We start from the raw sequence: 24,325 nt of genomic DNA, 5'->3' as shown, positions 1-24,325 counted from the left end.
ACCAGTCGCTATATTTTGTAGCTGGTCGGAAGAAAACTGCAGGCTGCAGAGGCTGAGAAGTGAAGTGCAGCAGCCATCGGGATACGGCTGCTGCTCAGATTCAGGCGTGGGATAACAGTGGGAACATCAGTTTATTCTCTTTGAAGATATTTTCTTTTTGTCCGTAGATAAACAAAATATCTTCTCCCTCAATTGTTTCGTATTCGCCAACCCGGTTCTCTTTCGGCGTAAAGCCGAGAATCGCCTGGTAGGTATTTTTGTCGGCAAGCTGATTAATAATGGTCGAAAGAGAGCGTCCGTCGTCGCAGAAAATATCAAAGCAGATCAGCGCCGGGCCGTTTTGCATCGCAATGGCGATGGCCTGATTTTTCTCTGAGTAATAGACAAAGTGCTTCATAAAGGCGGAGCAGTAGAACATCAATAAACCGAAGTTATCCTCTATCCGCAGTTGTGAAAACGGATTCGATTTTTGATAGTACTGCTGCAATAGCGCCACGTCTTCCGGTTGGTCCATATCCAGCTTGCGAAAATCGCCTGCAGCGGGCATCACCGGCATAATATATTGGTGTTCGTCGGTGCGCTCGAAGCCAAATTTTGGATAAAAATCCACGGTTGTCGGGTTGGCGAACAGGAAAAATGCCTCAGCTTTATCCTGCCAGTCGCGCAGAATCTGATTAACCAACTGACCGGCCAGCCCCTTATTGCGGTGATCGACATCGGTCATCACGGTACCGATTTGAATATAGCGCCGGGGTTCACCTTGCCAGACCAGGTCAATAATGTTGGCGGAGGCGTTGGCAATCACTTTATTGTTGCTCACCAAAGCATAAGGAATATAGGCGTCGCTCCAGTATCCCTTGCGATACCACTCTTTAAAGGAGAGATCGAAAGTTTTTATCGCCAGGTCAATAAAGCTATTTCTTAAGACGTCATTGTGCACAATCTGCGTAACTAATTTGTAGGTCATCGTCGGCATTCCTTTTACGCTACGGGTGAGGCGCTAATGTTCCGGCCCTCTGTTCGGCGGCCCGATCTCTGTCAGGCGTCCTAAAAGTAGCATATTCCGGGGAATGGGCGATGGTTGTCATGCCTAACCCTTGCCCCGGTCACAAATTTGCCGATGAATCGCCAACCGCCAGTTAACGATGGGAAAAGGATTGCAGTGGGTGCTCAAGCTGGTGGTTATGGGTTGATTCAATTTGCGCGATAATCACCTGATACCCGGCGATCCACTGGGCGCTTTTCTGTTTGGCCTGCAAATGGTGAGCGTCGTTAATGCTCGCGTCCATTCCTTCTCTCTCTGACCAGTAATAGTTATTGATCAGGCGTTTTCCATCGGCGCTGCGAAAACTCTCCATTCCCAGATAGCCTGTTGATTGCAGCGTCGCCTGCTCAATTTGCCTATCCAGCGTATAGAACTCATCATCGTATTCGCGTTTTTCAAAAATAAACGTTGCCTGCCATAGAGCCATATCTTAATCCTTAGAGCCTGTCCCATTAGGGCTATTTTACTTGCCATTTTGAACCTGGGCAGTGCTCAAAATCCTCACGTACTCCGTGTACGCTCCGGTTTTTCCGCGCTGTCCGTGTTCAAACTGCCTGCGACAATAACGCCTACTGGGATAGGCTATTAAAAATGCGTGGGCCGGGGCATCCCCCGGCGAGAGTGAATTAAGCCGCGTTGTTCATTTCAAATTTCGGCGAAATAAAGCCGTACAGGGTCCAGCCAATAAAGGTGACTATCGCGCCGTACATCATCGCTTCATCACCGGAAGAGTACAGGGCGTAAAAACTGTAAAGTGCGCCGATAAAGGCAATAATATTCGCAATGCGCGCTTTGCCTGGCTCGACTTTCGCGACTTTCTGAATAATCACCAGCGCGGCCATGGAAAGAATATACGGGATAATATTGGTCACCACCGCCAGGTCTACCAGCACGTTAAACTGCTTATTTAACGACGGGCTAATGGTCATCAGCGACAGCACGGTCTGAATCACCACGATAACCAGCATGCCTTTCACCGGCGCTTCGGTTCGGGTCACTTTGGAGAACACTTTCGGGAAATAACCCGCATCAGAAGAGGACTTAAATACCTGGGCAATGGTGAACTGCCAGCCCAGCAGAGAGCCGCAGCAGGACATCACCATCAATGCCATGATGACTTTACCTACGGTCGGATTGAACATATGAGCAAACGCCAGGCCAAACGGCGCGCTGGAGTTCGCCAGGTCCAGATTCGGCACGATACCGGCAATCACGTTGGTGGAAACAATATAGATAACGGCTGCGCCGAGGGTGCCGCCGAGAACCGCGATAGGAACGTTACGCTCAGGGTTTTCCACGACATCGGTATTCGCACAGGCGGATTCCAGGCCAAGGAACGCCCACAACGTCATGGCGATAGAAGAACCAACCGCGCCGAAGGTCGGGATATGATGCGGGTTCCAGGAAGCAACATACATTTCCGGACTAAACCAGTACCAGCCGATAACGGACAGGCCGACAACCGGGATAATCACGCCCCATACGGTGACGCCGCTGATCTGACCGGTGATCTTCGCGCCGCCAAAGTTAGCCACGGTGCAAATCCACAGCACGGCGATCGTCGCCAGGCAAATCGCAAAGGGGGAGAGGCTCACTCCCATCAGCTCGGTACCGTAGCCGACGGCGGAAATCGCAATCGCGACGTTGGCGATCAGCAGCGAGACGCCGTAGGTGTAGTTGGCCATAAAGTTACCGGATTTACCGAAGGAGTATTCCGCGTATCCGCCCATGCCTCCCGCTTTACGGCTGAACATACCGCATTTGGCGAAGGCATAAGCCAGCGCCATTGAACCGACGGCCGTCACCAACCATGACACGATAGAAATCGTGCCGACTTCCGCCAGTTTCGTTGGCAGCATAATAATCCCTGACCCCATCATATTAACGGCGGTCAGAATAGTGAGCTGAACCACGCCCATTTTATTTTTTGACGTACTCATAATCCTATAACCTCATATATCGGTACAGTGATATACCCGTCATACTTCAAGTTGCTTATGTGTTGGCTACGCTCATTCCCCCCCAGTCACATAGTTATCTATGCTCCTGGGGACTCACTCCCTTGCCGCCTTTAAGCAACTCGAATTATTTAGGGTATATATTCTAAATATGTTGTACGGGCAGCTATTGCCGACGGAGTTAAATATCACGACGGCAATAGATTAATTATTGATGTTTATTGGATATTAACGCTTGATAACATGCCCATAAGCGCGTTTGCGGCCGTCGGCATCTTCCTGAATATAAACACCCTGTAATTCAGGGGCGAAGCCAGGCAGCAGATTAATACCCTCTTCCAGCGCGAGGAAATAACGTTGAACCGCGCCGCCCCAAATTTCACCAGGCACTACGCACAATACGCCCGGCGGGTAAGGAAGTGCGCCTTCAGCCGCAATTTGGCCTTCAATATCTTTTAGCGCGACCAGCTCAACGTTGCCGCGAACAAATTCCATATTGGCCTGCTGCGGGTTCATCGCCACGCGTGGGAAATAATCTTTACGGAACATCTCTTTTTGCAGCTGTTTCACATCGTAGCTGACGTAGAGGTCATGCATTTCCTGGCATAACTGGCGTAAAGTATAGCCGCGATAACGCTCTTCATAGTTCGCATACAGCGCGGGTAAAACCTCAGATAGCGGTGCATCTTCTTCCAGCAAACGCTCAAAGCGGGCAATCTGCGCCACCAGATGACGCATTTTAGCCATGTCTTCTGCTGGAGTAAGCAGGAACAGAATCGAGTTCAGGTCGCATTTTTCTGGAACAATGCCGTTTTCACGCAGGAAGTTCGCCAGAATGGTTGCCGGAACGCCGAAGGGTTCATATTCCCCGGTTTCTGCATTGATACCCGGCGTCGTCAGCATCAGCTTGCAAGGATCGACGAAATATTGATCTTCGGCGTAACCGTCAAAGGCATGCCAGCGCTGGCCCGGGATAAAGTTAAAGAAGCGGACGTCATTGGCCATGACTTCAGTATCATAATCCTGCCATTTTTTACCCTCAACCATCGGCGGCACAAACGGACGGATGTGCTGGCACAGTTCCAGAATCAGCTTGCGGGCTTCGATACCAAACTTCACGCAGTCCAGCCACAGGCGCTTACCGCTCTCGCCGGAGTGCATTTTGGCGTTGACGTCCAGCGCGGCGAACAGCGGATAGAACGGGCTGGTGGAGGCGTGCATCATAAAGGCGTTATTCATACGTTTATGGCTAACGTAACGAGGCTGGCCTTTGATATGACTGTCTTTTTTGTGAATCTGCGACGTCTGAGAGAAACCGGCCTGCTGTTTGTGCACCGACTGAGTGACCAGAATGCCCGGATCGTTTTCGTTCAGCTCCAGCAGCAGTGGGGAGCACTCTTTCATCATCGGAATAAACTGTTCGTAACCCACCCACGCTGAGTCAAACAGGATGTAGTCGCACAGATGACCGATTTTATCGACCACCTGACGAGCGTTGTAAATCGTGCCGTCATAAGTGCCCAACTGAATAATCGCCAGGCGGAACGGACGCTGATTATTTTTACGCTCAGGAGCCACTTCTTCGACTAATTTACGCAGATATTTTTCTTCGAAACAGTGGGAATCGATACCGCCGATAAAGCCAAACGGGTTACGGGCCGTTTCCAGATAAACCGGCGTCGCGCCTGCCTGCAGCAGCGCACCGTGGTGGTTTGACTTGTGGTTATTACGGTCAAACAGTACCAGATCGCCCTGCGCCAGCAGCGCATTCAGGACCACTTTGTTTGAGGAAGAAGTCCCGTTAAGGACGAAGTAGGTTTTGTCGGCGTTAAAGACTTTTGCCGCGTGCTGCTGAGCTGCGCAGGCTGCGCCTTCGTGAATCAGCAGATCGCCCAGAGCGACGTCGGCGTTACATAAATCGGAGCGGAAAAGCGTTTCGCCAAACCAGTCGAAAAACTGGCGACCGGCAGGGTGGCGGCGATAGAACTGCCCGCCCTGGTGCCCCGGGCAGTCAAATGCGGCGTAGCCTTTACCGACATAATCGACCATGCGGCTAAAAAACGGCGGCAGCATTTCGCTTTCATAACGATCGGCGGCGGCATCCAGCTGTTTACCGTAATATTCCGCATTGTCGTCACAAAGTTCAAAAACGCCGGTCACGCGGGGCAGGATATCTGCCGGTAACGTATCTTCACAGCACACGGCGACGAACACCGGCAGGCCAAAACCCGTGCCTTCGATGGTTTTCAGAATGCCGTTGGTGGCATCGGCAACCGAGAGAACCACGGCGGAGACGTCGGTAAAATCCGTACTGCGAACATCGCAGTTTTCTCTGCGGCTGGCAAAGCAGGATGTCATAGCGGGGCTAACGGCGATTTTGTTATTAAACGGGTTCATAAACAATCTCAATCAGTATTTTAGATAAAAAGGTGCCTCCGGCTTATTGGTCGCCGGAAAAGGGAATAACGGAATCATTTTTTATTGGGCTACTTTATTTTTTTCGATACAAAAATAAGCACAGCAGAATGGCTCAGGATATTGAAAGATCCTGGCTACGCTGAAAAAACATCACGCAAAGGGTGCAGCGAGGTGCATTTTCTATTCTGATAACTATTTGTATAGTAAGAATAAAGAAAGCAGCGTGCGACGGAGCAGATGTCCAGTTCACACCATAAAAGAAGGGTTATTTAGAATTGAAGATATGAAAATCAAAGCAGCTACGTTGGCATACCATCATGATATGCGTGATGCGTCTAATATGTGGCCATGCTCGGCTATTGTTTTCCATATTTATCGGCTCAAAGAAGATTTGCGTGCATTCTGATTCTAATAGTTCCAGGGTTTATTGATTTTAATCAATAAAAAAACGGCGCACGAATAATCAAAATAGATATTATGCAGGGTTTATTGCATGAATCAAAGTGAAGTCGTTCTGAAATAAATATAAATATTTGCACATACAAAAACCTTATTAAGTGTGCGGTACAGGAGCGATGTTATTATCCCGCCTAAGCATTAGGGATAAAACCCCGTCATCGGATGAAACACTTTTAACGGTGGTCTGGGCAGAAGAAAAGAAAAATCACACATGTTTATGCAGCGCCGTGCATAAAAATACGCAAAAAAAAACGGCTTCGGTTTTGTTTATGTGATCTACTTCAACTATTTTTTCGATAATGGCTGGTTGGCATTTTGTTATTGGTTATGTGCAGACGATATCTGCGCGAAAGGCAAACAGAAAACCAGGTCTGCTACATTTACTCTATGTCGACAGTTTGCTTTAGGTTTATTGCCACTGCGGCTCGGCTTAAACGTTCCGGCATAAATAGATAAGACAAATGTGTTATCATCGCGCCTTTCCCTTTTCGTCCTGGGGCTTTTTTTTATGCAACAACCTGTTGTTCGCGTTGGAGAATGGCTGGTTACTCCTTCTGTTAACCAAATTAGCCGCAAAGGGCGTCAGCTTACTCTCGAACCGCGCTTAATCGATCTTCTGGTTTTCTTTGCCCGTCACCCTGGTGAAGTGCTCAGCAGGGATGAGCTTATCGACAACGTCTGGACCCGTAACGTTGTGACCAGTCACGTCGTGACGCAAAGCATTTCCGAGTTACGTAAATCGCTAAAAGATGGCGACGATAGCAGCCTTGAATACATTGCTACCGTACCCAAACGTGGTTATAAGCTGACGGTGCCGGTTATCTGGTGTGCGGAAGAGGGGGAGGGGCTGACGCCGGAGCTCCCTGCTGAAACCGCGATGGCGATATCGGAAACGCCGACGCACTCTCCACAACCGGATGCGGTTACGCCAGAGATTGCGCCGCCCGCAAAACCTGAAAAACGTAAGCGGATTAGCACCTTTATCGTCTGGGGGCTGTTCCTGCTGGCCCTCGGCAGCTGCGTGGCGTTGGTGGCGCTATCGACCCTTGAGTCCCGTCCCCCGGTGACTAAAACGCGGTTGCTGCTTAACCCGCGCGATGTTGATATTCATCTGATCAATGGCAATACCTGCAACAACTGGGCATCACAACACTCCTACGCCATTGGCTTAGGGAGCTTGATCACCACCTCGCTGAACACCTTTTCCACCTTTATGGTGCACGATAAAACCAACTACAACATTAATGAGCCGAGCAGTTCCGGAAAAACGCTGACCATTGAGTTTGTCAACCAGCGCCACTATCGCGCTCAGCAGTGCTTTATGTCGGTCAAAGTGGTGGATAACGCCGACGGCTCAACGATGATGGATAAGCGCTACTTCGTCACCAACGACAACCAGCTGTCGATTCAAAACGACCTGCTGAGCAGCCTGTCGGAGGCGCTGAAACAGCCGTGGCCAGAGCGAATGCAGGAGATGCTCAAGCAATATCAACCCTCGCAAAGTATGGCGCTCACGCATTTCTATCAGGCCCATCAGCTATTAATGTACGGCGATGTCGATTCCCTCGGTAAGGCCAGCATTCTGCTGGAGGACGTTAATAAACAGTCACCGGACTTTACTTATGCTTATGCGGAAAAAGCGCTGGTAGATGTATTACGCCATTCGCAGCAGCCGCTGGATGAAAAACAACTGGCCGATCTTTATAGCGAAATAACCCGAGTGGGTAATATGCCTGGGATTAAAGATATGGCAGTATTCTATCAAATTAAAACCGTCGATATGCTGGGTAAAGGCAAGGTGGATGAAGCCTACAATGCCATTAATACCGGCATTGACCTGGAAATGTCGTGGATGAACTATGTGCTGCTCGGTAAGGTCTACGAAATGAAAGGGCAAAACCGGGAAGCGGCTGATGCTTATCTCACTGCGTTCAATTTGCGTCCAGGTGAGAATACGTTTTACTGGATTGAAAATGCGGTATTTCAGACCTCAGTGACCCGCGTTGTTCCCTATCTCGATAACTTCCTCTCTTCAGAATAAGTAAACCCTCACCATGCTCGTGGTTTTGAGCATGATGAGGTTAATCTTATGTTTCTCATGAGCATCTCTGTTGTTATGTATCTATAGCAATTTTCAGCCTGTTTGCAACACAATTTCAACATGCGGGAATCTTCCTAACTTACTGTAAATATTCAATGTTTATCTTTTTTTGATATCAACTTGTCATCCTGATATGTTGCGCGAAAAAGGTCAAAATGTCATTTGTCTGATGTTTGTCGTTATTTCACTTTATCTTTAGGACTTATCTCGTACTAATCCGTAATCTTGTTGGCAGTTGGTCGGGTCAATAAAAGGTTCATCATCATGATCTGTACCTCCCAAATAAACTTAGGAGAAAAGCAAACATGAGTTCTGCCAAGAAGATCGGGCTATTTGCCTGTACCGGCGTCGTCGCCGGTAATATGATGGGGAGCGGTATTGCACTATTACCTGCGAACCTGGCGAGTATCGGTTCTATCGCCATCTGGGGTTGGGTGATATCTATTATTGGCGCAATGTCTCTGGCTTATGTCTATGCCCGACTGGCGACCAAAAACCCGCAGCAGGGTGGTCCAATTGCCTATGCGGGTGAAATATCTCCGGCATTCGGTTTTCAAACCGGCGTCCTTTATTATCACGCAAACTGGATTGGTAATCTGGCAATCGGTATTACCGCCGTATCTTATCTCTCTACATTCTTCCCGGTACTGAATAATCCAATCCCCGCCGGTATCGCCTGTATTGCCATCGTGTGGATATTTACTTTTGTGAATATGCTCGGTGGGACCTGGGTGAGCCGCCTGACGACAATTGGTTTGGTACTGGTACTTATTCCGGTAGTTATGACGGCGGTTATTGGTTGGCACTGGTTTGACGTTGCCACCTATCAGGCGAACTGGAATACCTCTACTACGACAGATAGCCACGCGGTTATCAAAAGTATCCTGCTCTGCCTGTGGGCCTTCGTGGGTGTTGAATCCGCTGCCGTGAGCACCGGGATGGTGAAAAACCCGAAACGTACCGTTCCGCTGGCCACCATGCTGGGAACCGCGCTGGCAGGTATCGTTTATATCGCCGCCACTCAGGTTATCGCCGGTATGTACCCTGCCTCTGAAATGGCCGCTTCCGGTGCGCCGTTTGCCGTGAGTGCTTCGACTATCCTCGGTGGCTGGGCTGCTCCGCTGGTTTCCGCTTTCACCGCCTTTGCGTGTCTGACTTCTCTCGGTTCCTGGATGATGCTGGTCGGCCAGGCCGGTGTACGTGCGGCTAACGATGGCAACTTCCCGAAAATCTACGGTGAACTGGATAAAAACGGTAACCCGAAAAAAGGCCTGCTGCTGGCCGCAGTGAAAATGACCGTTCTGATGGTGCTCATCACCCTGATGAACTCCAGCGGTGGTAAAGCGTCCGACCTGTTCGGTGAGCTGACCGGTATCGCGGTTCTGCTGACCATGCTGCCTTACTTCTACTCCTGCGTTGACCTGATTCGCTTCGAAGGCATCAACATTCGTAACCTCGTCAGCCTGATTTGTTCAGTCCTTGGCTGCGGGTTCTGCTTCATCGCCCTGATGGGTGCAAGCTCCTTCGAACTGGCCGGTACCTTTATCGTCAGCCTGATTATCCTGATGTTCTACGGTCGCAAAATGCACCAGCGCCAGAGCAACAACGATTCCGCTGATAACAACACCGCCAACGCGCATTAATCAGTAACCCTATTCCTGAGGCTCCTTCCATCACCTGTCACGACGTGGCGGGAGGGGCTTTCTTTATCTGGAGATTTGACTATGAACGTTATCGCAATCATGAATCACATGGGTGTTTACTTCAAAGAAGAGCCCATCCGTGAACTGCATCGCGCCCTCGAACGTCTGGACTTCCGTATTGTCTACCCGAACGACCGTGACGACTTATTAAAACTTATCGAAAACAATGCGCGTCTGTGCGGCGTTATCTTCGACTGGGATAAATACAATCTCGAACTGTGCGAAGAAATCAGCAAACTGAACGAATACATGCCGTTGTACGCCTTCGCTAACACTTACTCCACTCTGGACGTAAGCCTCAACGATCTGCGTATGCAGGTTCGCTTCTTCGAGTATGCGCTGGGCGCGGCGAATGATATCGCCGACAAAATCAAACAGAACACTGACGAATATATCGACACCATTCTGCCGCCGCTGACTAAAGCGCTGTTCAAATATGTGCGTGAAGGCAAATACACCTTCTGTACCCCAGGCCACATGGGCGGTACCGCGTTCCAGAAAAGCCCGGTCGGCAGCATCTTCTATGATTTCTTTGGCTCCAACACCATGAAATCCGATGTCTCGATTTCGGTTTCTGAACTGGGTTCTCTGCTTGATCACAGCGGCCCGCACAAAGAAGCGGAAGAGTACATCGCTCGCGTCTTCAATGCTGAACGTAGCTATATGGTGACCAACGGGACCTCAACCGCGAACAAAATCGTCGGGATGTACTCCGCGCCGGCCGGTAGCACCGTACTGATTGACCGTAACTGCCACAAATCGCTGACCCATCTGATGATGATGAGCGACATTACGCCAATCTACTTCCGTCCGACGCGTAACGCTTACGGCATCCTCGGCGGTATCCCGCAGAGCGAATTCCAGCATGCGACTATCGCCAAACGCGTGAAAGAGACCCCGAACGCCACCTGGCCGGTGCACGCGGTAATCACCAACTCCACCTATGATGGTCTGCTGTACAACACCGACTTCATCAAGAAAACCCTGGATGTGAAATCCATCCACTTTGACTCAGCATGGGTGCCTTACACCAACTTCTCACCGATTTACGCCGGTAAATGCGGGATGAGCGGCGGTCGCGTTGAAGGGAAAGTGATTTACGAAACCCAGTCCACGCACAAACTGCTGGCGGCGTTCTCCCAGGCTTCGATGATCCACATTAAAGGCGACGTTAACGAAGAAACCTTTAACGAAGCCTACATGATGCATACCACCACCTCTCCGCACTACGGCGTGGTGGCTTCTACCGAAACTGCAGCGGCAATGATGAAAGGCAACGCCGGTAAGCGCCTGATCGACGGTTCTATCGAGCGTTCTATCAAGTTCCGTAAAGAGATTAAACGTCTGAAAGGCGAGTCTGAAGGGTGGTTCTTCGACGTCTGGCAGCCGGAACATATCGATGGCGCTGAATGCTGGCCGCTGCGCTCCGACAGCGCATGGCACGGTTTCAAAAACATCGACAACGAACACATGTACCTCGACCCGATCAAAGTCACGCTGCTGACCCCGGGGATGAAGAAAGACGGCACCATGGATGAGTTCGGTATTCCGGCCAGCATCGTGGCGAAATACCTCGACGAACACGGTATCGTGGTCGAAAAAACCGGTCCGTACAACCTGCTGTTCCTGTTCAGCATCGGTATCGACAAAACCAAAGCGCTCAGCCTGCTGCGCGCGCTGACCGACTTCAAACGCGCGTTCGACCTGAACCTGCGGGTGAAAAACATGCTGCCGTCGCTGTACCGTGAAGATCCTGAGTTCTATGAAAACATGCGTGTCCAGGAACTGGCGCAGAACATTCATAAACTGGTTGAGCATCACAACCTGCCGGACCTGATGTTCCGCGCATTCGAAGTGCTGCCAGCGATGATGATCACGCCATACGCTGCGTTCCAAAAAGAGCTGCACGGTCAGACTGAAGAGGTTTATCTCGAAGAGATGGTCGGTCGCGTTAACGCCAATATGATCCTGCCGTATCCTCCGGGAGTTCCGCTGGTGATGCCGGGTGAGATGATCACCGAAGAGAGCCGTCCGGTGCTGGAGTTTCTGCAGATGCTGTGCGAAATCGGCGCTCACTATCCGGGCTTCGAAACCGATATCCACGGTGCCTATCGCCAGGCTGATGGTCGTTACACCGTTAAAGTGCTGAAAGACGAAAACAATAAATAATCGATGCACAACAGGGAAGTGGCTTGCCACTTCCCTTTTTTCACGCTGCAAGGAGAACCCATGAAAACACCCTCACAGCCGCGCGCGATTTACTACATCGTAGCGATCCAAATCTGGGAATATTTCAGCTTTTACGGCATGCGTGCCTTACTCATCCTCTATCTCACCCATCAGCTTGGTTTTGATGACAGCCACGCCATCAGCCTGTTCAGCGCTTACGCCTCCCTGGTTTACGTTACCCCCATTCTCGGCGGCTGGCTTGCCGACCGCCTGCTCGGCAATCGCACGGCGGTGATTGCCGGCGCGCTGCTGATGACCCTCGGCCATGTGGTGCTGGGCATCGAGTCCGATTCTATCTGGAGCCTGTATCTCGCGCTGGCGATCATTATCTGCGGCTATGGTCTGTTCAAATCCAATATTAGCTGCCTGCTGGGCGAACTTTACGCTGTTGATGACCATCGCCGCGACGGAGGTTTCTCGCTGCTGTACGCCGCCGGTAACGTTGGTTCTATCGCCGCGCCTATCGCCTGCGGGCTGGCGGCGCAGTGGTACGGCTGGCATGTCGGCTTTGCGCTGGCGGGGATCGGTATGTTTGCCGGTCTGATGATTTTCTTAAGCGGTAGCCGCTACTTCCGCAATACGCGCGGCGTTGATAAACAGGCGCTGCGGACGGTGAAGTTTGTGCTGCCGACCTGGGGCTGGCTGGTGGTGATGCTCTGCGTCGCGCCGGTGTTTTTCACGCTACTGCTGGAGAATAACTGGTCCGGCTATCTGCTGGCGATTGTCTGCGTTTTCGCCGCCCAGATGGTGGCGCGCATTATGATCAAATCCCCCGAACACCGCCGCGCGCTGTGGCAAATCGTTCTGTTGATGTTGACCGGTACGCTGTTCTGGGTGTTGGCGCAGCAGGGCGGTAGCTCGATAAGCCTGTTTATCGACCACTTTGTTAATCGTCGCTTGCTGAATATCGAAGTGCCTACCGCGCTGTTCCAGTCGGTCAACGCCGTCGCGGTGATGGCGGCGGGCGTCGTGCTGGCGTGGCTGATGCGTCCCGAAGGCAGCACCCGTTCTGCACTGCGCGTATGGCTGAAGTTCGCCTTCGGTCTGGTGCTGATGGGCTGCGGTTTTATGCTGCTGGCGCTTAACGCACGCCATGGTGCGGCGCAAGGGCAGGCATCGATGGGCATGATGGTGGCTGGCCTGGCGCTGATGGGCTTTGCCGAGCTGTTTATCGATCCGGTGGCGATGGCGCAAATCACCCGTCTCAATATGCCCGGCGTGACCGGCGTGCTGACCGGGATTTATATGCTGGCGACCGGCGCGGTGGCCAACTGGCTGGCGGGCGTGGTGGCGCAGCAGACCACAGAGTCGCAAATCAGCGATACGGCGATTGTCGCGTATCAGCATTTCTTTGCGCAAATGGGCGAGTGGACGCTGGGCTGCGTGGCGGTGATTGTCATTATCGCCTTCGTCGCCACCTTTAGCGTGGGCAGGCGTCGCGCGGCTGCCGGTGAAGTTCCCGGAGGCGGCGCGTAGCGCCTGTCCGGGCTACAAGAATGGCCCGAGGGTTTTGTAGCCCGGACAGGTGCGCAGCACCGCCTCCGGGGGCATACCCAATAGCGGAGCGAAAACCGCTCCTTGCACCGTTCAATAATCAGGAGGAGGATATTCTGGCGAGCGCGGAAGCCGAAGACAAAAAATCGTTAGTGAAACGATGGCTGAGTGAATTCAGCCGGAAGTGAAACCAGGTTCGTTAAGATTGTTCTCCGGTGCTACCACCCGAGACAGGCCGCGCTGGATAGTGACCTGGTTCAATTTATCGAAGCAAGTTTGCAAGCAGGGTTATGAGGAACCAACATGTCTGAACAACAAGCACAAGGTGCCGATGAGGCAATTGACCTTAATAATGAACTGAAAACCCGTCGTGAAAAACTGGCCGCGCTGCGCGAGCAGGGCGTGGCGTTCCCGAACGATTTTCGCCGCGACCATACCTCTGACCAGCTCCATGCTGAATTCGATGGTAAGGACAACGACGAACTCACCTCTCTGAACGTCGAAGTTGCCGTTGCTGGCCGCATGATGACCCGCCGTATCATGGGTAAAGCCTCTTTCGTCACCTTACAGGATGTCGGCGGGCGTATTCAGCTATACGTCGCCCGCGACGACCTGCCGGAAGGCGTCTATAACGAGCAGTTTAAGAAATGGGACCTCGGCGACATCATCGCCGCCCGCGGTAAGCTGTTCAAAACCCAGACCGGCGAACTCTCTATCCACTGCACCGAGCTGCGCCTGCTGACCAAAGCGCTGCGCCCGCTGCCGGACAAATTCCACGGCTTACAGGATCAGGAAGCGCGCTATCGTCAGCGTTATCTCGATCTGATCTCCAATGAAGAGTCGCGCCACACTTTTAAGGTGCGTTCGCAGATCCTCGCGACTATGCGTCAATTTATGGTTGCGCGCGGCTTTATGGAAGTGGAAACCCCGATGATGCAGGTGATCCCCGGCGGTGCTTCGGCACGTCCGTTTATCACCCATCATAATGCCCTCGATCTGGACATGTACCTGCGCATCGCGCCGGAGCTATACCTGAAACGGCTGGTGGTCGGCGGCTTCGAACGGGTTTTCGAGATCAACCGTAATTTCCGTAACGAAGGTATTTCCGTGCGCCACAATCCAGAGTTCACCATGATGGAACTCTATATGGCGTATGCAGATTACAAAGATCTGATCGAACTGACCGAATCGCTGTTCCGTACTCTGGCGCAAACCGTACTGGGTAAAACTGAAGTGCCGTACGGCGACCAGGTGTTCGACTTCGGCAAGCCGTTTGAAAAACTGACCATGCGCGAAGCGATTAAGAAACACCGTCCTGAAACCGAGATGGCGGATTTGGATAACTTCGACGCGGCGAAAGCGCTGGCGGAATCCATCGGTGTTCACGTGGAGAAAAGCTGGGGGCTGGGGCGTATTGTCACCGAGATCTTCGACGAAGTGGCGGAAGCGCACCTGATCCAGCCGACCTTTATCACCGAGTATCCGGCAGAAGTTTCGCCGCTGGCGCGCCGCAACGATGTGAACCCGGAAATCACCGACCGCTTTGAGTTCTTTATTGGCGGGCGTGAAATCGGCAACGGCTTTAGCGAGCTGAACGATGCCGAAGACCAGGCGCAGCGTTTCCTCGATCAGGTTAACGCCAAAGCAGCGGGGGATGACGAAGCGATGTTCTACGACGAAGACTACGTCACCGCGCTGGAATATGGCCTGCCGCCGACGGCGGGTCTGGGGATTGGTATCGACCGTATGGTGATGCTGTTTACCAACAGCCACACCATCCGCGATGTGATCCTGTTCCCGGCCATGCGTCCGGTAAAATAAGCGCTAGCGCAATAAAACCAACTCCGGCCTGGTGCCGGGGTTGGGACTGCTGACAAACGTGCTTAAAAGTGAATGAGGGTTCGTTTTTCTCCCTCTCCCTTTCAGGGAGAGGGCCGGGTGAGGGTTATAACAATCTGATTAATCAGCATATTTACCCCTCACCCTAACCCTCTCCCCGGAGGGGCGAGGGGATCGTCCGTACTCTTTTTAGGGTTTGTCATCAGTCTCAACCCCGGCCTGGTGCCGGGTTTTTGCGTCTACAGGGGCATTTATCCGACGCTGCCCCACACCATATTGCCTTTATGGAAGGTCGCGGTACGCGGCGAAATTCGCGCCACCGCCTCGGCGGAACAGGAAGCGTCAACCAGCACGAAGCTGGCTTCATCTTGCGCCTTAGGCCAGACGCGCTCGCCCTTATCGTTGAGCGGCAGCACGTTGCCGGTGGCGATGGCCAGCGAACGCGACAGCGTCTGCTCATTGGGGCGAATATAGAGCTGGGCGTAAAGGTTAGCTTTTTCCAGCATGTCGCCGAGGCCATAGGGCGACCAGTGATCGATAACGCTATCGGTACCGGTCATCACAAAGACGCCTTTATCACGCAGCTGTTTGAGCGGCATATGCAGCGTGCCGATGGGCACGGTGGAGGCAATGGTGATTTGCTGCGCCGCCATACGCGTGGCGATTTCATCTACCTGCTGCTCATTCATCATCGCCAGCGCGAAGGCGTGGCTGATGGTTAGCTTGCCCTTTAGTTCCGGCGTTTTCTCGACGGTTTCCACCATATAATTCACCGCCTCTATGCCCGCCGGGCTGGTCTCGTGCAGGTGAATATCGACGCCTTTATCGTAATCGAGCGCAATCTGGAACATGGTATCGAGCGATTTCTCCATCGCGCCGTCGACGCTGGTCGGATCCAGCCCACCAACATAGTGCGCACCGGCCTGCATGGCTTCACGCACCAGCGGTTCTGATTTTGACAGCAGCAGCCCGTGCTGTGGAAAGGCGACGATCTCACATGCAAAACCCGCCTGACGTCGCGCCAGCACCGCCTGAAGATTTTCGAGATTTTTCAGCCCAGATACCGGCTCAATATTACAGTGGCTGCGGGCGATGGTGGAGCCTTTAGACTGGATCAGGTCGATCAACTTTTCGGCATGGGCTTGTGTGTAAGGCTGTAGCTCGGGCAGCAGCTTCTGCTCCAGCTTGATCATATCCTGAATCGTGGTGCCCGCCGGGCGGTTCAGCGATCGCCACGGGCCACCGTAAAAGGTTTTATCCAGGTGAATATGCATATCGCGCATCGCCGGCAGCATCAGCTTGCCACCTGCGTCATAGTGGGGAAGGGCGGCATCGGGATGGCTTTTATTGCTTAGCAGCGCCGCTATTTTGCCGTCGCGAATCTCCAGCGTTTGCCGTTCGGTGCGGGTGTGCACTGCAACCCCGTTCTCATACTCAAAGCCGCTTTCCAGCAGGACGTTGTCGAGATAGTAGTGGTTGTTGGCGATGCGATTGATGCTTTTATTTTCGCAGGTGCTCGCCGGAGTCTGGCTGTTTGCGGCATAGGCGGCCGGAACAGCCCCACCGAACAGGGCGGCAGCGGTGACCATCTTACCGCTCTGGCTGAGAAACTCCCGGCGGCTATTATCTCTATTCATCTCTCTTCCTTTTTATTTTAGTCATGCACGATATGGGTTCCGGTTTCCCCGCGCAGCGCGGCGGCCAGGAGTTCCGGCGTGGTAATGATGACCCGTTTGCCGCCGTGTTGCAGGAACGCGAGGCTGGCGACGATTTTTGGCAGCATACTGCCCGCCGGGAAATGACCTTCCTGCATATAGCGGGTCATTTCGCTGACGGGGGTTGTGCCCAGCGCCTGCTGATTGGGTTGACCAAAATGGATACAGACTTTTTCAACGCCGGTGGTGATAACCAGAATATCGGCGCGGATCTCGCGGGCCAGCAGGGCGGTGGAGAGATCTTTGTCGATCACCGCATCGACGCTCTGATAATCCCCCTGCTCACTGCGCACCACCGGAATACCGCCGCCGCCTGCGCCAATCACGATAAAACCTTGCTGAGTCAGGGTTTTGATAGCTGCGGCCTCGACGATGCGTTGCGGCTCAGGAGAAGCCACGACCCGACGGTAACCGCGTCCTGAGTCTTCGACAAATCGCCAGTCTGGATGGGCCTGCAGAAGCTCATCACGCTGGTTTTCATTAAAGAACGCGCCGATGGGTTTGGTCGGATGGGCAAAACCAGGATCGTTTTTATCCACCTCCACTTGCGTCACCACCGTCACCGCTTTTTGTTCGCCGCGTTCGGCGAGACGGTTGTTCAGCGCTTGTTGAATAAGATAGCCGATCCCGCCCTGAGTATCGGCGACGCAGTTGGCCAGCGGGGTGAGCGGCAGACCCTCGCGCTCATGGGCGATTTCGGCGCGGCGTAAATCCAGCCCCACCTGCGGTCCGTTGCCATGGGTGAGCACCACGTTGTAATCCGATGCCAGCATCTCCAGCACCGTATTGGCGACCGCTTTCACCGCCTGCGCCTGATGTTCAATCGACTGGCTGGCGTTGTCTTTGATTATGCTGTTGCCACCAATGGCAACGACCACAAGTTCTTTCATGGTGTAGGTATCCAGTGCAGAAGGTGATGTGATTATTGTTGTTGGGTTTGCTCCCTCTCCCTTTTAAAGGGAGAGGGGACCGTCCGTTATCTGTTGTAGCGTTCGCACCAGCTTAAAATCGCCTTCTCGAAGCAGGCGAACGGCGGGTGCACGATCCCGGCGCCAATCATGCCGATGCCCGCATCTTTATGCGCAATAGCGGTGTTAATCACTGGCAGAATGCCGCTGCTGCCGACGCGGGTGATGTCGATAGCCGTCGGTACGCCCATAAAACCGAGCAGCGGGATGGTGACGTTCGGGTTCTCGCCCAGCGTGATTTCGCGCATCTGGCGGGAGAAATCGATAGCCTCTTCCACCGTACCGCCCACCAGCGCCACGATAGCCGGGGCCGTCGCCATCGCAAAACCGCCGATGCCGTAGGTTTCGGTAATCGCGCTATCGCCAATATCCAGACCCGAGTCTTCCGGCTTATATCCGGCAAACATTGGGCCAATCACCTGCTGCGCCGGGCCGGTAAACCATTGCCCCGGCAGGCCGCTGACCCGCAGGCCGAACTCGACGCCGTTGCGCGCCATGGTGGTAACCACGGTGCTGTATTCGATGCCGTGCGCTGCGTCCATCGCCGCTTTACACATTGCCATCCACGTCGGGCCGGAGAAGTAGTCGCTGCTGGCGACGAATTCAAACACTTCGCGCTGCTGCTCAACGGAGTAACCCGCCTGAATAATCCCTGGCGTTAGCGCCTGAATCAGCAGCGTGGTGCCCGCGTTGTTGCGGTTGTGGCACTCGTCGCCCATATGCAGCGCCTGCGCCAGCATTAAGCGCAGGTCGATCTCGCCGATGATTTTCATCGCGTCGCGCAGCATCGGGCCCTGTACGTCACGCATCCAGTTCAGACGGTCGATCACGCTCTGGTCGTTGGCCCCCATGCGCAGGATCTTCGCCATCTGCTCGCTCATGTTGGTATAAGCGATGTTGCCGTAAGTTTTGTTCTCGACGATATGCATAAACATCGAAGCGGAGGTCACACCCGCCATCGACCCCACGCAATCATGCTCGTGGCACGGCGAGAAGGTGATTTCGCCGGAAGCCGCCAGTACCGCCGCTTCATCGATATCCTTCGCCAGCCCTTCAAACACCAGCGCCCCGGTGACTGCGCCTTTCATTGCGCCGCACATATTTTCCCACTTCACCGGCGGACCGGCGTGGAGAATCGTTTTCGGCGTCATGCCAGGAACGACGTTAATCGCCTGATCAAAGCCAATCAGCACCGGGTGGGACTGAATAATACGCTCCAGCGCCTGCTGGTTGGCGGCGGCGATTTTCTCCGCCAGCGGCGAGTCGGCGATGCTATCCAGTGCGTTAACAATCTGCATATTGCCCTGGCCCGGCGGCGTCCAGTCGAGCTGGGTGACATTAACATGCTGCTTTTTCAGATCGTCGCTAAACATGGCGATACCGACGTTAATCACGTTCAACGGTTGGTTAAATAACTGGCTCATCAGGCGTTCTCCCCTTTGCAGATAAATTCACGCGCCAGCAATCCGGTATTGGTGCTGCTGCTCGCCAGAATGACGCCCGCGTCGCTTAACATCTGGCGCTGTTTTTCCAGCGATGGCGTATCAAGATCGGTCCCCAGCACGTAGCCGAGGATCGCAAGCTCTCGCCCTTCGGCGGCGGCGATCGCTTTCGCCTCTTTGATTGCATCTAGCATCACGCCAACCGGATCCTCGTGCGAGCCAAAACCGAGCACGAAGTCCATCACGATGACGCCGACTTCAGGATCGCGCGCTTCCTGGAGCAGACGGCTGATGCGGTTGGTCGGGTCGATCATCGGATGCGGCTTGCCGTTGGTGAAATCGTCATCACCGAAATCGAGGAAGGTATGCTTGACGCTGCGGTTAATGTCAGTCAGACGGAAGGTTGGGTCGGGCTGAATATTGCTGTAAACGTCAGCGTGTTTTTCCATCACCGCAAACATCGTTTCATCGCACAGGGTGCCGCCGCAGAACAGGCCGCGAATATATTTTTGCTGTGGCGTGAGCTGCGTACGAACCTCGGCAATCAGCTTCTCGTTCAGCGGGTGCAGGTCTAAAGATTCTTTTTTTACGCCGCTCAGCAGAACCGCTTTCAGCGCCGCTTCTTTGGTCCCGCGCGCAAACTGTAGCCCTTGTTCATCAGCCGGAGGCTCAGCGCGACCGAGGAAGCAGGCGACCACCGGTTTACGGCAGCTTCGTGCGCGTTCCAGTACTTTACGTGCCACCGCAGGGGCGGGCGGTTTAGAGACCAGCGCGATGATTTCAGTTTGCGGATCGTTTTCCAGCATGGCGATGGCGTCGAGCATCATCAGCCCGCCAATTTTTTCACTCAGGTCGCGTCCGCCGGTGCCGATCAGCTGTGAGATGCCGCCGCCGAAGTCGTGAATGCGCACGCTCAGTTCCTGGCTGCCGGTGCCGGATGCGCCAATAATGCCGATATTGCCGCGTCGCACTGCGTTGCCAAAGCACAGCGCCGCGCCGTTGATGATGGCGGTGCCGCAGTCCGGGCCCATCATCAGTAACCCTTTTTCATGCGCCAACTGCTTAAGCGCCAGCTCATCTTCAATCGACACGTTGTCGGAGAACAGCATCACGTTGAGGTCATTTTTCAGCGCCTGACGCGCTTCGCGGGCGGCGAACAGACCGTTGACCGAAATCACCGCCAGGTTGCTCTCGGGTATATGCTTTTTGGCGCTGGCAAGGGTGGCGTAGCGCGCTTCGTGCGAGCCGCTGTCGGCCTTTTTAGTGAATAATTCTTCAATAGCCGCCAGCGTCTGCTCGTTATCGGCACCGTCTTTGCCGTTGATAACAATCATCAGATCGCCGTTTTTCGCCTCATCAAGCTCTGTCGTCAGCAGCCCGAGATTCTTCAGCACGCCCTTGTTCATCTCGGTCGCCATCGCCACAAACGCCTGCTCGACGCCGTCGAGTTGGTTGGCGCGTGTCGATATCGACATCAGCGACACGGAATCAAAATACGTGTTCTTTTTAATAACTATTTTGACTGACATAATTCCCTCCGTAGGTTTGGCTCAGCGCGCAGGCGTCCGCTATGCCATACAGCATGTCGCAGCCGGAACTTGAGCCAATATTTTTAATCTCGGCAATGGTCTGAATAGAAAAATGGTCCACCTGATTAATTATCTGGTTAATCAAGATGGCAATACTTTCGCGATAACGCTGCTGTAAAGCAGCTTCTAACGTTATTGCACTCAGCTGCGTAGTATTATTTTTGGCACGTTGTAGTGCAGTTAAAAATGCTTCCCGGTATTTTTCTGCCGGGTGGCCGGTAATAAATAAAATAATACTTAGCCCTACCAGGTAATCATCCGCTGACGGCGTCAGGCCAATTCCTAACCCAATCATCTGGCTAACCGCCTGAGTGATGTTTTGTTTTTGCGTAATGGCGTTAAGTAATCTTTTCCGTCGCTCTTGCAATTCACTGGCGAGCTCCCGATAAAAAGGATTGTCGCCGCGATAGAGAAATAACGTTTCATCCTCATGGAGTTGCAGGTGAATAAACTCTTGCCAGCGTGACCAGGGGATAGCCCCAAATCGCGCGGTATTCAGCGTCATTTTCGGCGTCTGCCAGCGAAGGCAGGTACCGGTATTTATCCAGATATTCTTGCCAACGCTGATGCCCGAATCACTAAATTCGACCGTTTCACCTGGCCGGAACAGGGTGTTTAAGTGTGTGAGCGCTAACCTACAGCTGTTGGGGGCGTTATCGTAGCCTTCGCCAAGCAGCGTCAGGAGCTGCTGCTCTGTCGGGAGCCAGATATTGACCGCCCGGGAAAAGACCTGTTCAATCCGTCCGCTACCGCGCGCACAGAGAAAACCCTCATCCGCAGTTAGCGCTTGCACACATCGTGGTGTGAAGGTGTCGATAGCTCTGCTCCTGTTTATGCTCCCGCAGAAATTAGCAACTGGGCAATCTCTTCAAACCCTTTCTCCCGAGCCAGCTCCAGCGGGGTTTTGCCATATTTATCGGTCATATGCGGGCTGGCGTCGTGCTCCAGCAGCAGCTTAACGATGGCCTGCTGCGTTGGACCGCCGTCATTGAGAACGATCGCTTCCAGCAGCGGCGTCCAGCCAACAAAGTTGGTGTGGTTGACGTTAATATCGGTCTCGGCCAGCAGTATTTTAACGATCTCAATATGGCCTTTTTCGCAGGCAGGCGTCAGGCCCACGCCGCCAAACCGGGTTAAACAGTTCAGATCCGGCTTTGCGGGGAGTATTAATTGCAGCAATTTAATATCGTTATTCAGGCAACTGAGTAAAAAAGGATTGAGGCAGGTCCTGTCCTGCTGATTAATATCGACTCCAGCGGAAATTAACACAGAGACGCAGTCATAATGTTGATTAAGACTTGCCAGCGTAATGGCCGTTTGTCCCTGGCGATTGCTGGCATTAATATCGACACCTTGTGTTAGACAGGTTTTTAATTGATGTAAATTACCCAGTTCAGCAGCCAGTAGATATTCATTCAGCAGATTTGGTGTGCTCATTATCATTCCCCTGATTTTTGTGGCTGTTTATTGATGGTCTGAGAATAGCAACGAAATTCTGAGAAAAGAACCCGCTTAAATTTTATTCGCCATAATCAGGTTGATTGTTGAATATTATTTAATAATCGATGCAGACTGTGCGTTGGTGCAACGTTTGTTTCTTTCCCTCTTTGTCCCTTAACTCAATCGGGTTTTGTTTCGATATAGTTTCCTCGCTGAAATACTTCATCAGGCCATTTTATTAAGAGGAGAAAGATATGAACGGACTCACCGCTACGGGGATTACGGTTGGCATCTGCGCTGGCGTCTGGCAGCTGATTTCCTCGCACGTTGGGCTGCAACACGGTTGGGAATTACTCGGTACCATTGGCTTTGTTGCCTTTTGCAGTTTTTACGCGGCGGGCGGCGGTAAAGAAGGCTGGGTAAAGAGCCTCTTCGTTAACTATTCCGGGGCCATCTGGGCGTATCTCGCCGCGCTGGCCGCGGGGATGATTGCTTCAGCCACGGGAATTTCGGGCTTCTGGGCCAGCGTAATTACCACAGTGCCGTTTTCGGCGGTTATCGTCTGGCAGGGACGGTTTGCCCTGACTTCTTTTATTCCCGGCGGTTTCTTAGGCATGACGCTATTTTTCGCCACCGGACTGAACTGGACGGTGACGTTGTTGGGGTTCCTGGCGGGTAACTGCGTGGGCTTTATTTCCGAGTATAGCGGGCGAAAACTCAGCGAGGCGACGTCGAAGGAGAACGTGTAATAAGCCGAGAGTTTTTAAAAGATATTCAAAAATGGTTGCCCTGGCATCAGTACTGCCAATACATTCTTCAGCTATACCCGTCATACTTCAAGTTGCATGTGTGTTGGCTGCGTCAGCTCACCCCAGTCACTTACTTCAGTAAGCTCCTGGGGACTCTCTTCCTTGCCGCCTTCCTGCAACTCGAATTATTTAGGGCATATATGGGTAAATAAAAGCAGGAGCAGCACATGAATTCCATTTTTACTGAAGAGAACCTGCTGGCGTTTACCACGGCGGCACGTTTTGGCAGCTTTAGTAAAGCCGCGGATGAGCTGGGGCTGACCACCTCAGCCATCAGCTATACCATCAAGCGGATGGAGGCGGGGCTGGACGTGGTGCTTTTTACCCGCAATACCCGCAGCATTGAGTTGACCGAATCCGGCTTTTATCTTTTTCGCAAAGCCACTGACCTGTTGAATGATTTTCACGCTATCAAGCGCAGTATCGATACCATCTCTCAGGGAATTGAAGCGCGGGTGCGCATCTGTATTAATCAGTTGCTCTATACGCCGCGCCACACGGCACGGCTGCTGCAGGTGTTGAAAAAGCAGTTTCCTACCTGCCAGATAACCGTGACCACCGAGGTCTATAACGGCGTCTGGGACTCGATGATTAATAATCAGGCGAATATCGCTATCGGCGCGCCGGATACTTTGCTCGACGGAGGCGGTATTGACTACACCGAGATCGGTGCGATCCGCTGGGTGTTTGCTATTGCTCCGGATCATCCGTTGGCGTTTATGCCGGAGCCGATTTCCGAAAGCCAGCTGCGCCTTTACCCCAATATCATGGTTGAGGATACCGCCAGCACTATTAATAAAAAGGTGGGCTGGCTGCTGCACGGTCAGGAGGCGATCCTGGTGCCGGACTTTAATACCAAATGCCAGTGCCAGATCCTCGGTGAAGGGATCGGATTTCTGCCGGATTATATGGCGCATGAAGCGATGGAGAAGAAATTGCTGGTGACCCGCCAGATTCACAACCCGCGACAGGACTCGGGAATGTTGCTGGCGACCCAGCACGCCGCGACCGGCCAGGTGACGCAATGGATCAAAAAAGGGTTTCGTCCGGGAGGGATATTAACGACGATTTATCAGGATTTACTCCATCGTCAGGAGACGCGAGAATAGTATTTCG

General features: G+C 52.9%; 18 protein-coding genes. 7 read left to right on the top strand and 11 right to left on the bottom strand.

Features of this window, described 5'->3' with window-relative positions; all coding sequences use genetic code 11:
* Positions 1–100: 100 nt before the first annotated feature.
* The 5 genes from HV127_RS15610 to speFL form a co-directional block, all read right to left on the bottom strand.
* The gene (locus HV127_RS15610) at positions 101–967 is read right to left on the bottom strand and encodes a GNAT family N-acetyltransferase (RefSeq protein WP_182237145.1); all 867 of its coding nucleotides are present in this window, start codon (positions 965–967) and stop codon (positions 101–103) included.
* Positions 968–1,139: 172 nt separating this feature from the next.
* Positions 1,140–1,472: a hypothetical protein gene (locus HV127_RS15605; RefSeq protein ID WP_182237143.1), complete on the bottom strand. Its 333-nt coding sequence runs from the start codon at positions 1,470–1,472 to the stop codon at positions 1,140–1,142.
* A gap of 199 nt (positions 1,473–1,671) precedes the next feature.
* Positions 1,672–2,985, bottom strand: coding sequence for a putrescine-ornithine antiporter (potE, locus tag HV127_RS15600; RefSeq protein WP_182237141.1), 1,314 nt, complete (start codon positions 2,983–2,985; stop codon positions 1,672–1,674).
* Between the two features lie 246 nt (positions 2,986–3,231).
* Entirely contained in the window at positions 3,232–5,400 is a 2,169-nt protein-coding gene (speF, locus tag HV127_RS15595; RefSeq protein ID WP_182237139.1) for an ornithine decarboxylase SpeF, read from the bottom strand.
* A gap of 286 nt (positions 5,401–5,686) precedes the next feature.
* Positions 5,687–5,791, bottom strand: coding sequence for a leader peptide SpeFL (gene speFL / locus HV127_RS15590; protein ID WP_110273152.1), 105 nt, complete (start codon positions 5,789–5,791; stop codon positions 5,687–5,689).
* A gap of 597 nt (positions 5,792–6,388) precedes the next feature.
* Here speFL and cadC point away from each other — a divergent pair.
* From cadC to lysS, 5 genes are all read left to right on the top strand, one after another.
* Complete coding sequence (cadC, locus tag HV127_RS15585) at positions 6,389–7,921, top strand: lysine decarboxylation/transport transcriptional activator CadC (RefSeq protein ID WP_182237137.1); 1,533 nt, start codon at positions 6,389–6,391, stop codon at positions 7,919–7,921.
* A 365-nt stretch (positions 7,922–8,286) separates the two neighbouring features.
* Positions 8,287–9,624, top strand: coding sequence for a cadaverine/lysine antiporter (cadB, locus tag HV127_RS15580; RefSeq protein ID WP_110273154.1), 1,338 nt, complete (start codon positions 8,287–8,289; stop codon positions 9,622–9,624).
* Positions 9,625–9,705: 81 nt separating this feature from the next.
* On the top strand, positions 9,706–11,853 hold the full coding sequence (gene cadA, locus HV127_RS15575; RefSeq protein WP_110273155.1) for a lysine decarboxylase CadA: 2,148 nt from the start codon (positions 9,706–9,708) through the stop codon (positions 11,851–11,853).
* A gap of 60 nt (positions 11,854–11,913) precedes the next feature.
* Positions 11,914–13,389 carry a dipeptide permease DtpD gene (gene dtpD, locus HV127_RS15570; RefSeq protein ID WP_182237135.1) on the top strand — a complete coding sequence of 492 codons (1,476 nt, stop codon included), beginning with the start codon at positions 11,914–11,916 and terminating at the stop codon, positions 13,387–13,389.
* A 321-nt stretch (positions 13,390–13,710) separates the two neighbouring features.
* Positions 13,711–15,228 (top strand): lysine--tRNA ligase, encoded by a 1,518-nt coding sequence (gene lysS / locus HV127_RS15565; protein ID WP_182237132.1) that lies wholly within the window; start codon positions 13,711–13,713, stop codon positions 15,226–15,228.
* 269 nt (positions 15,229–15,497) lie between these two features.
* Here lysS and HV127_RS15560 read toward each other — a convergent pair whose 3' ends face one another.
* From HV127_RS15560 to HV127_RS15535, 6 genes are all read right to left on the bottom strand, one after another.
* Positions 15,498–16,883 (bottom strand): amidohydrolase family protein, encoded by a 1,386-nt coding sequence (locus tag HV127_RS15560; RefSeq protein WP_182237130.1) that lies wholly within the window; start codon positions 16,881–16,883, stop codon positions 15,498–15,500.
* A gap of 17 nt (positions 16,884–16,900) precedes the next feature.
* Complete coding sequence (locus HV127_RS15555; protein ID WP_182237128.1) at positions 16,901–17,851, bottom strand: carbamate kinase family protein; 951 nt, start codon at positions 17,849–17,851, stop codon at positions 16,901–16,903.
* 86 nt (positions 17,852–17,937) lie between these two features.
* Positions 17,938–19,353 (bottom strand): DUF1116 domain-containing protein, encoded by a 1,416-nt coding sequence (locus HV127_RS15550; RefSeq protein WP_182237125.1) that lies wholly within the window; start codon positions 19,351–19,353, stop codon positions 17,938–17,940.
* Positions 19,353–20,900: an acyl-CoA synthetase FdrA gene (gene fdrA, locus HV127_RS15545; RefSeq protein WP_182237123.1), complete on the bottom strand. Its 1,548-nt coding sequence runs from the start codon at positions 20,898–20,900 to the stop codon at positions 19,353–19,355. The genes HV127_RS15550 and fdrA overlap by 1 nt, the downstream gene beginning before the upstream one ends.
* Positions 20,878–21,753 (bottom strand): DUF2877 domain-containing protein, encoded by an 876-nt coding sequence (locus tag HV127_RS15540; protein WP_182237121.1) that lies wholly within the window; start codon positions 21,751–21,753, stop codon positions 20,878–20,880. The genes fdrA and HV127_RS15540 overlap by 23 nt, the downstream gene beginning before the upstream one ends.
* Before the next feature lie 38 nt (positions 21,754–21,791).
* Positions 21,792–22,397: an ankyrin repeat domain-containing protein gene (locus tag HV127_RS15535; protein WP_139538919.1), complete on the bottom strand. Its 606-nt coding sequence runs from the start codon at positions 22,395–22,397 to the stop codon at positions 21,792–21,794.
* Positions 22,398–22,654: 257 nt separating this feature from the next.
* Here HV127_RS15535 and HV127_RS15530 point away from each other — a divergent pair, with 257 nt between their 5' ends.
* Positions 22,655–23,149: a DUF1097 domain-containing protein gene (locus tag HV127_RS15530; protein WP_182237118.1), complete on the top strand. Its 495-nt coding sequence runs from the start codon at positions 22,655–22,657 to the stop codon at positions 23,147–23,149.
* A gap of 227 nt (positions 23,150–23,376) precedes the next feature.
* The gene (locus tag HV127_RS15525; RefSeq protein WP_110273165.1) at positions 23,377–24,318 is read left to right on the top strand and encodes a LysR substrate-binding domain-containing protein; all 942 of its coding nucleotides are present in this window, start codon (positions 23,377–23,379) and stop codon (positions 24,316–24,318) included.
* Positions 24,319–24,325 lie beyond the last annotated feature (7 nt).

Origin of the sequence: Klebsiella sp. RHBSTW-00215, assembly GCF_014103785.1 — a bacterium.
Taxonomy (GTDB): domain Bacteria; phylum Pseudomonadota; class Gammaproteobacteria; order Enterobacterales; family Enterobacteriaceae; genus Klebsiella.
The sequence above is the reverse complement of the archived record's forward strand: the minus strand, read 5'-3'. Positions and strand labels throughout refer to the sequence as shown.

Excerpts from the sequence above, each read along its gene's own strand:
- HV127_RS15610 (WP_182237145.1), bottom strand. The coding sequence starts at position 967 with ATGACCTACAAATTAGTTACGCAGATTGTGCACAATGACGTCTTAAGA.
- HV127_RS15605 (WP_182237143.1), bottom strand. The coding sequence starts at position 1,472 with ATGGCTCTATGGCAGGCAACGTTTATTTTTGAAAAACGCGAATACGAT.
- potE (WP_182237141.1), bottom strand. The coding sequence starts at position 2,985 with ATGAGTACGTCAAAAAATAAAATGGGCGTGGTTCAGCTCACTATTCTG.
- speF (WP_182237139.1), bottom strand. The coding sequence starts at position 5,400 with ATGAACCCGTTTAATAACAAAATCGCCGTTAGCCCCGCTATGACATCC.
- speFL (WP_110273152.1), bottom strand. The coding sequence starts at position 5,791 with ATGGAAAACAATAGCCGAGCATGGCCACATATTAGACGCATCACGCAT.
- cadC (WP_182237137.1), top strand. The coding sequence starts at position 6,389 with ATGCAACAACCTGTTGTTCGCGTTGGAGAATGGCTGGTTACTCCTTCT.
- cadB (WP_110273154.1), top strand. The coding sequence starts at position 8,287 with ATGAGTTCTGCCAAGAAGATCGGGCTATTTGCCTGTACCGGCGTCGTC.
- cadA (WP_110273155.1), top strand. The coding sequence starts at position 9,706 with ATGAACGTTATCGCAATCATGAATCACATGGGTGTTTACTTCAAAGAA.
- dtpD (WP_182237135.1), top strand. The coding sequence starts at position 11,914 with ATGAAAACACCCTCACAGCCGCGCGCGATTTACTACATCGTAGCGATC.
- lysS (WP_182237132.1), top strand. The coding sequence starts at position 13,711 with ATGTCTGAACAACAAGCACAAGGTGCCGATGAGGCAATTGACCTTAAT.
- HV127_RS15560 (WP_182237130.1), bottom strand. The coding sequence starts at position 16,883 with ATGAATAGAGATAATAGCCGCCGGGAGTTTCTCAGCCAGAGCGGTAAG.
- HV127_RS15555 (WP_182237128.1), bottom strand. The coding sequence starts at position 17,851 with ATGAAAGAACTTGTGGTCGTTGCCATTGGTGGCAACAGCATAATCAAA.
- HV127_RS15550 (WP_182237125.1), bottom strand. The coding sequence starts at position 19,353 with ATGAGCCAGTTATTTAACCAACCGTTGAACGTGATTAACGTCGGTATC.
- fdrA (WP_182237123.1), bottom strand. The coding sequence starts at position 20,900 with ATGTCAGTCAAAATAGTTATTAAAAAGAACACGTATTTTGATTCCGTG.
- HV127_RS15535 (WP_139538919.1), bottom strand. The coding sequence starts at position 22,397 with ATGAGCACACCAAATCTGCTGAATGAATATCTACTGGCTGCTGAACTG.
- HV127_RS15530 (WP_182237118.1), top strand. The coding sequence starts at position 22,655 with ATGAACGGACTCACCGCTACGGGGATTACGGTTGGCATCTGCGCTGGC.
- HV127_RS15525 (WP_110273165.1), top strand. The coding sequence starts at position 23,377 with ATGAATTCCATTTTTACTGAAGAGAACCTGCTGGCGTTTACCACGGCG.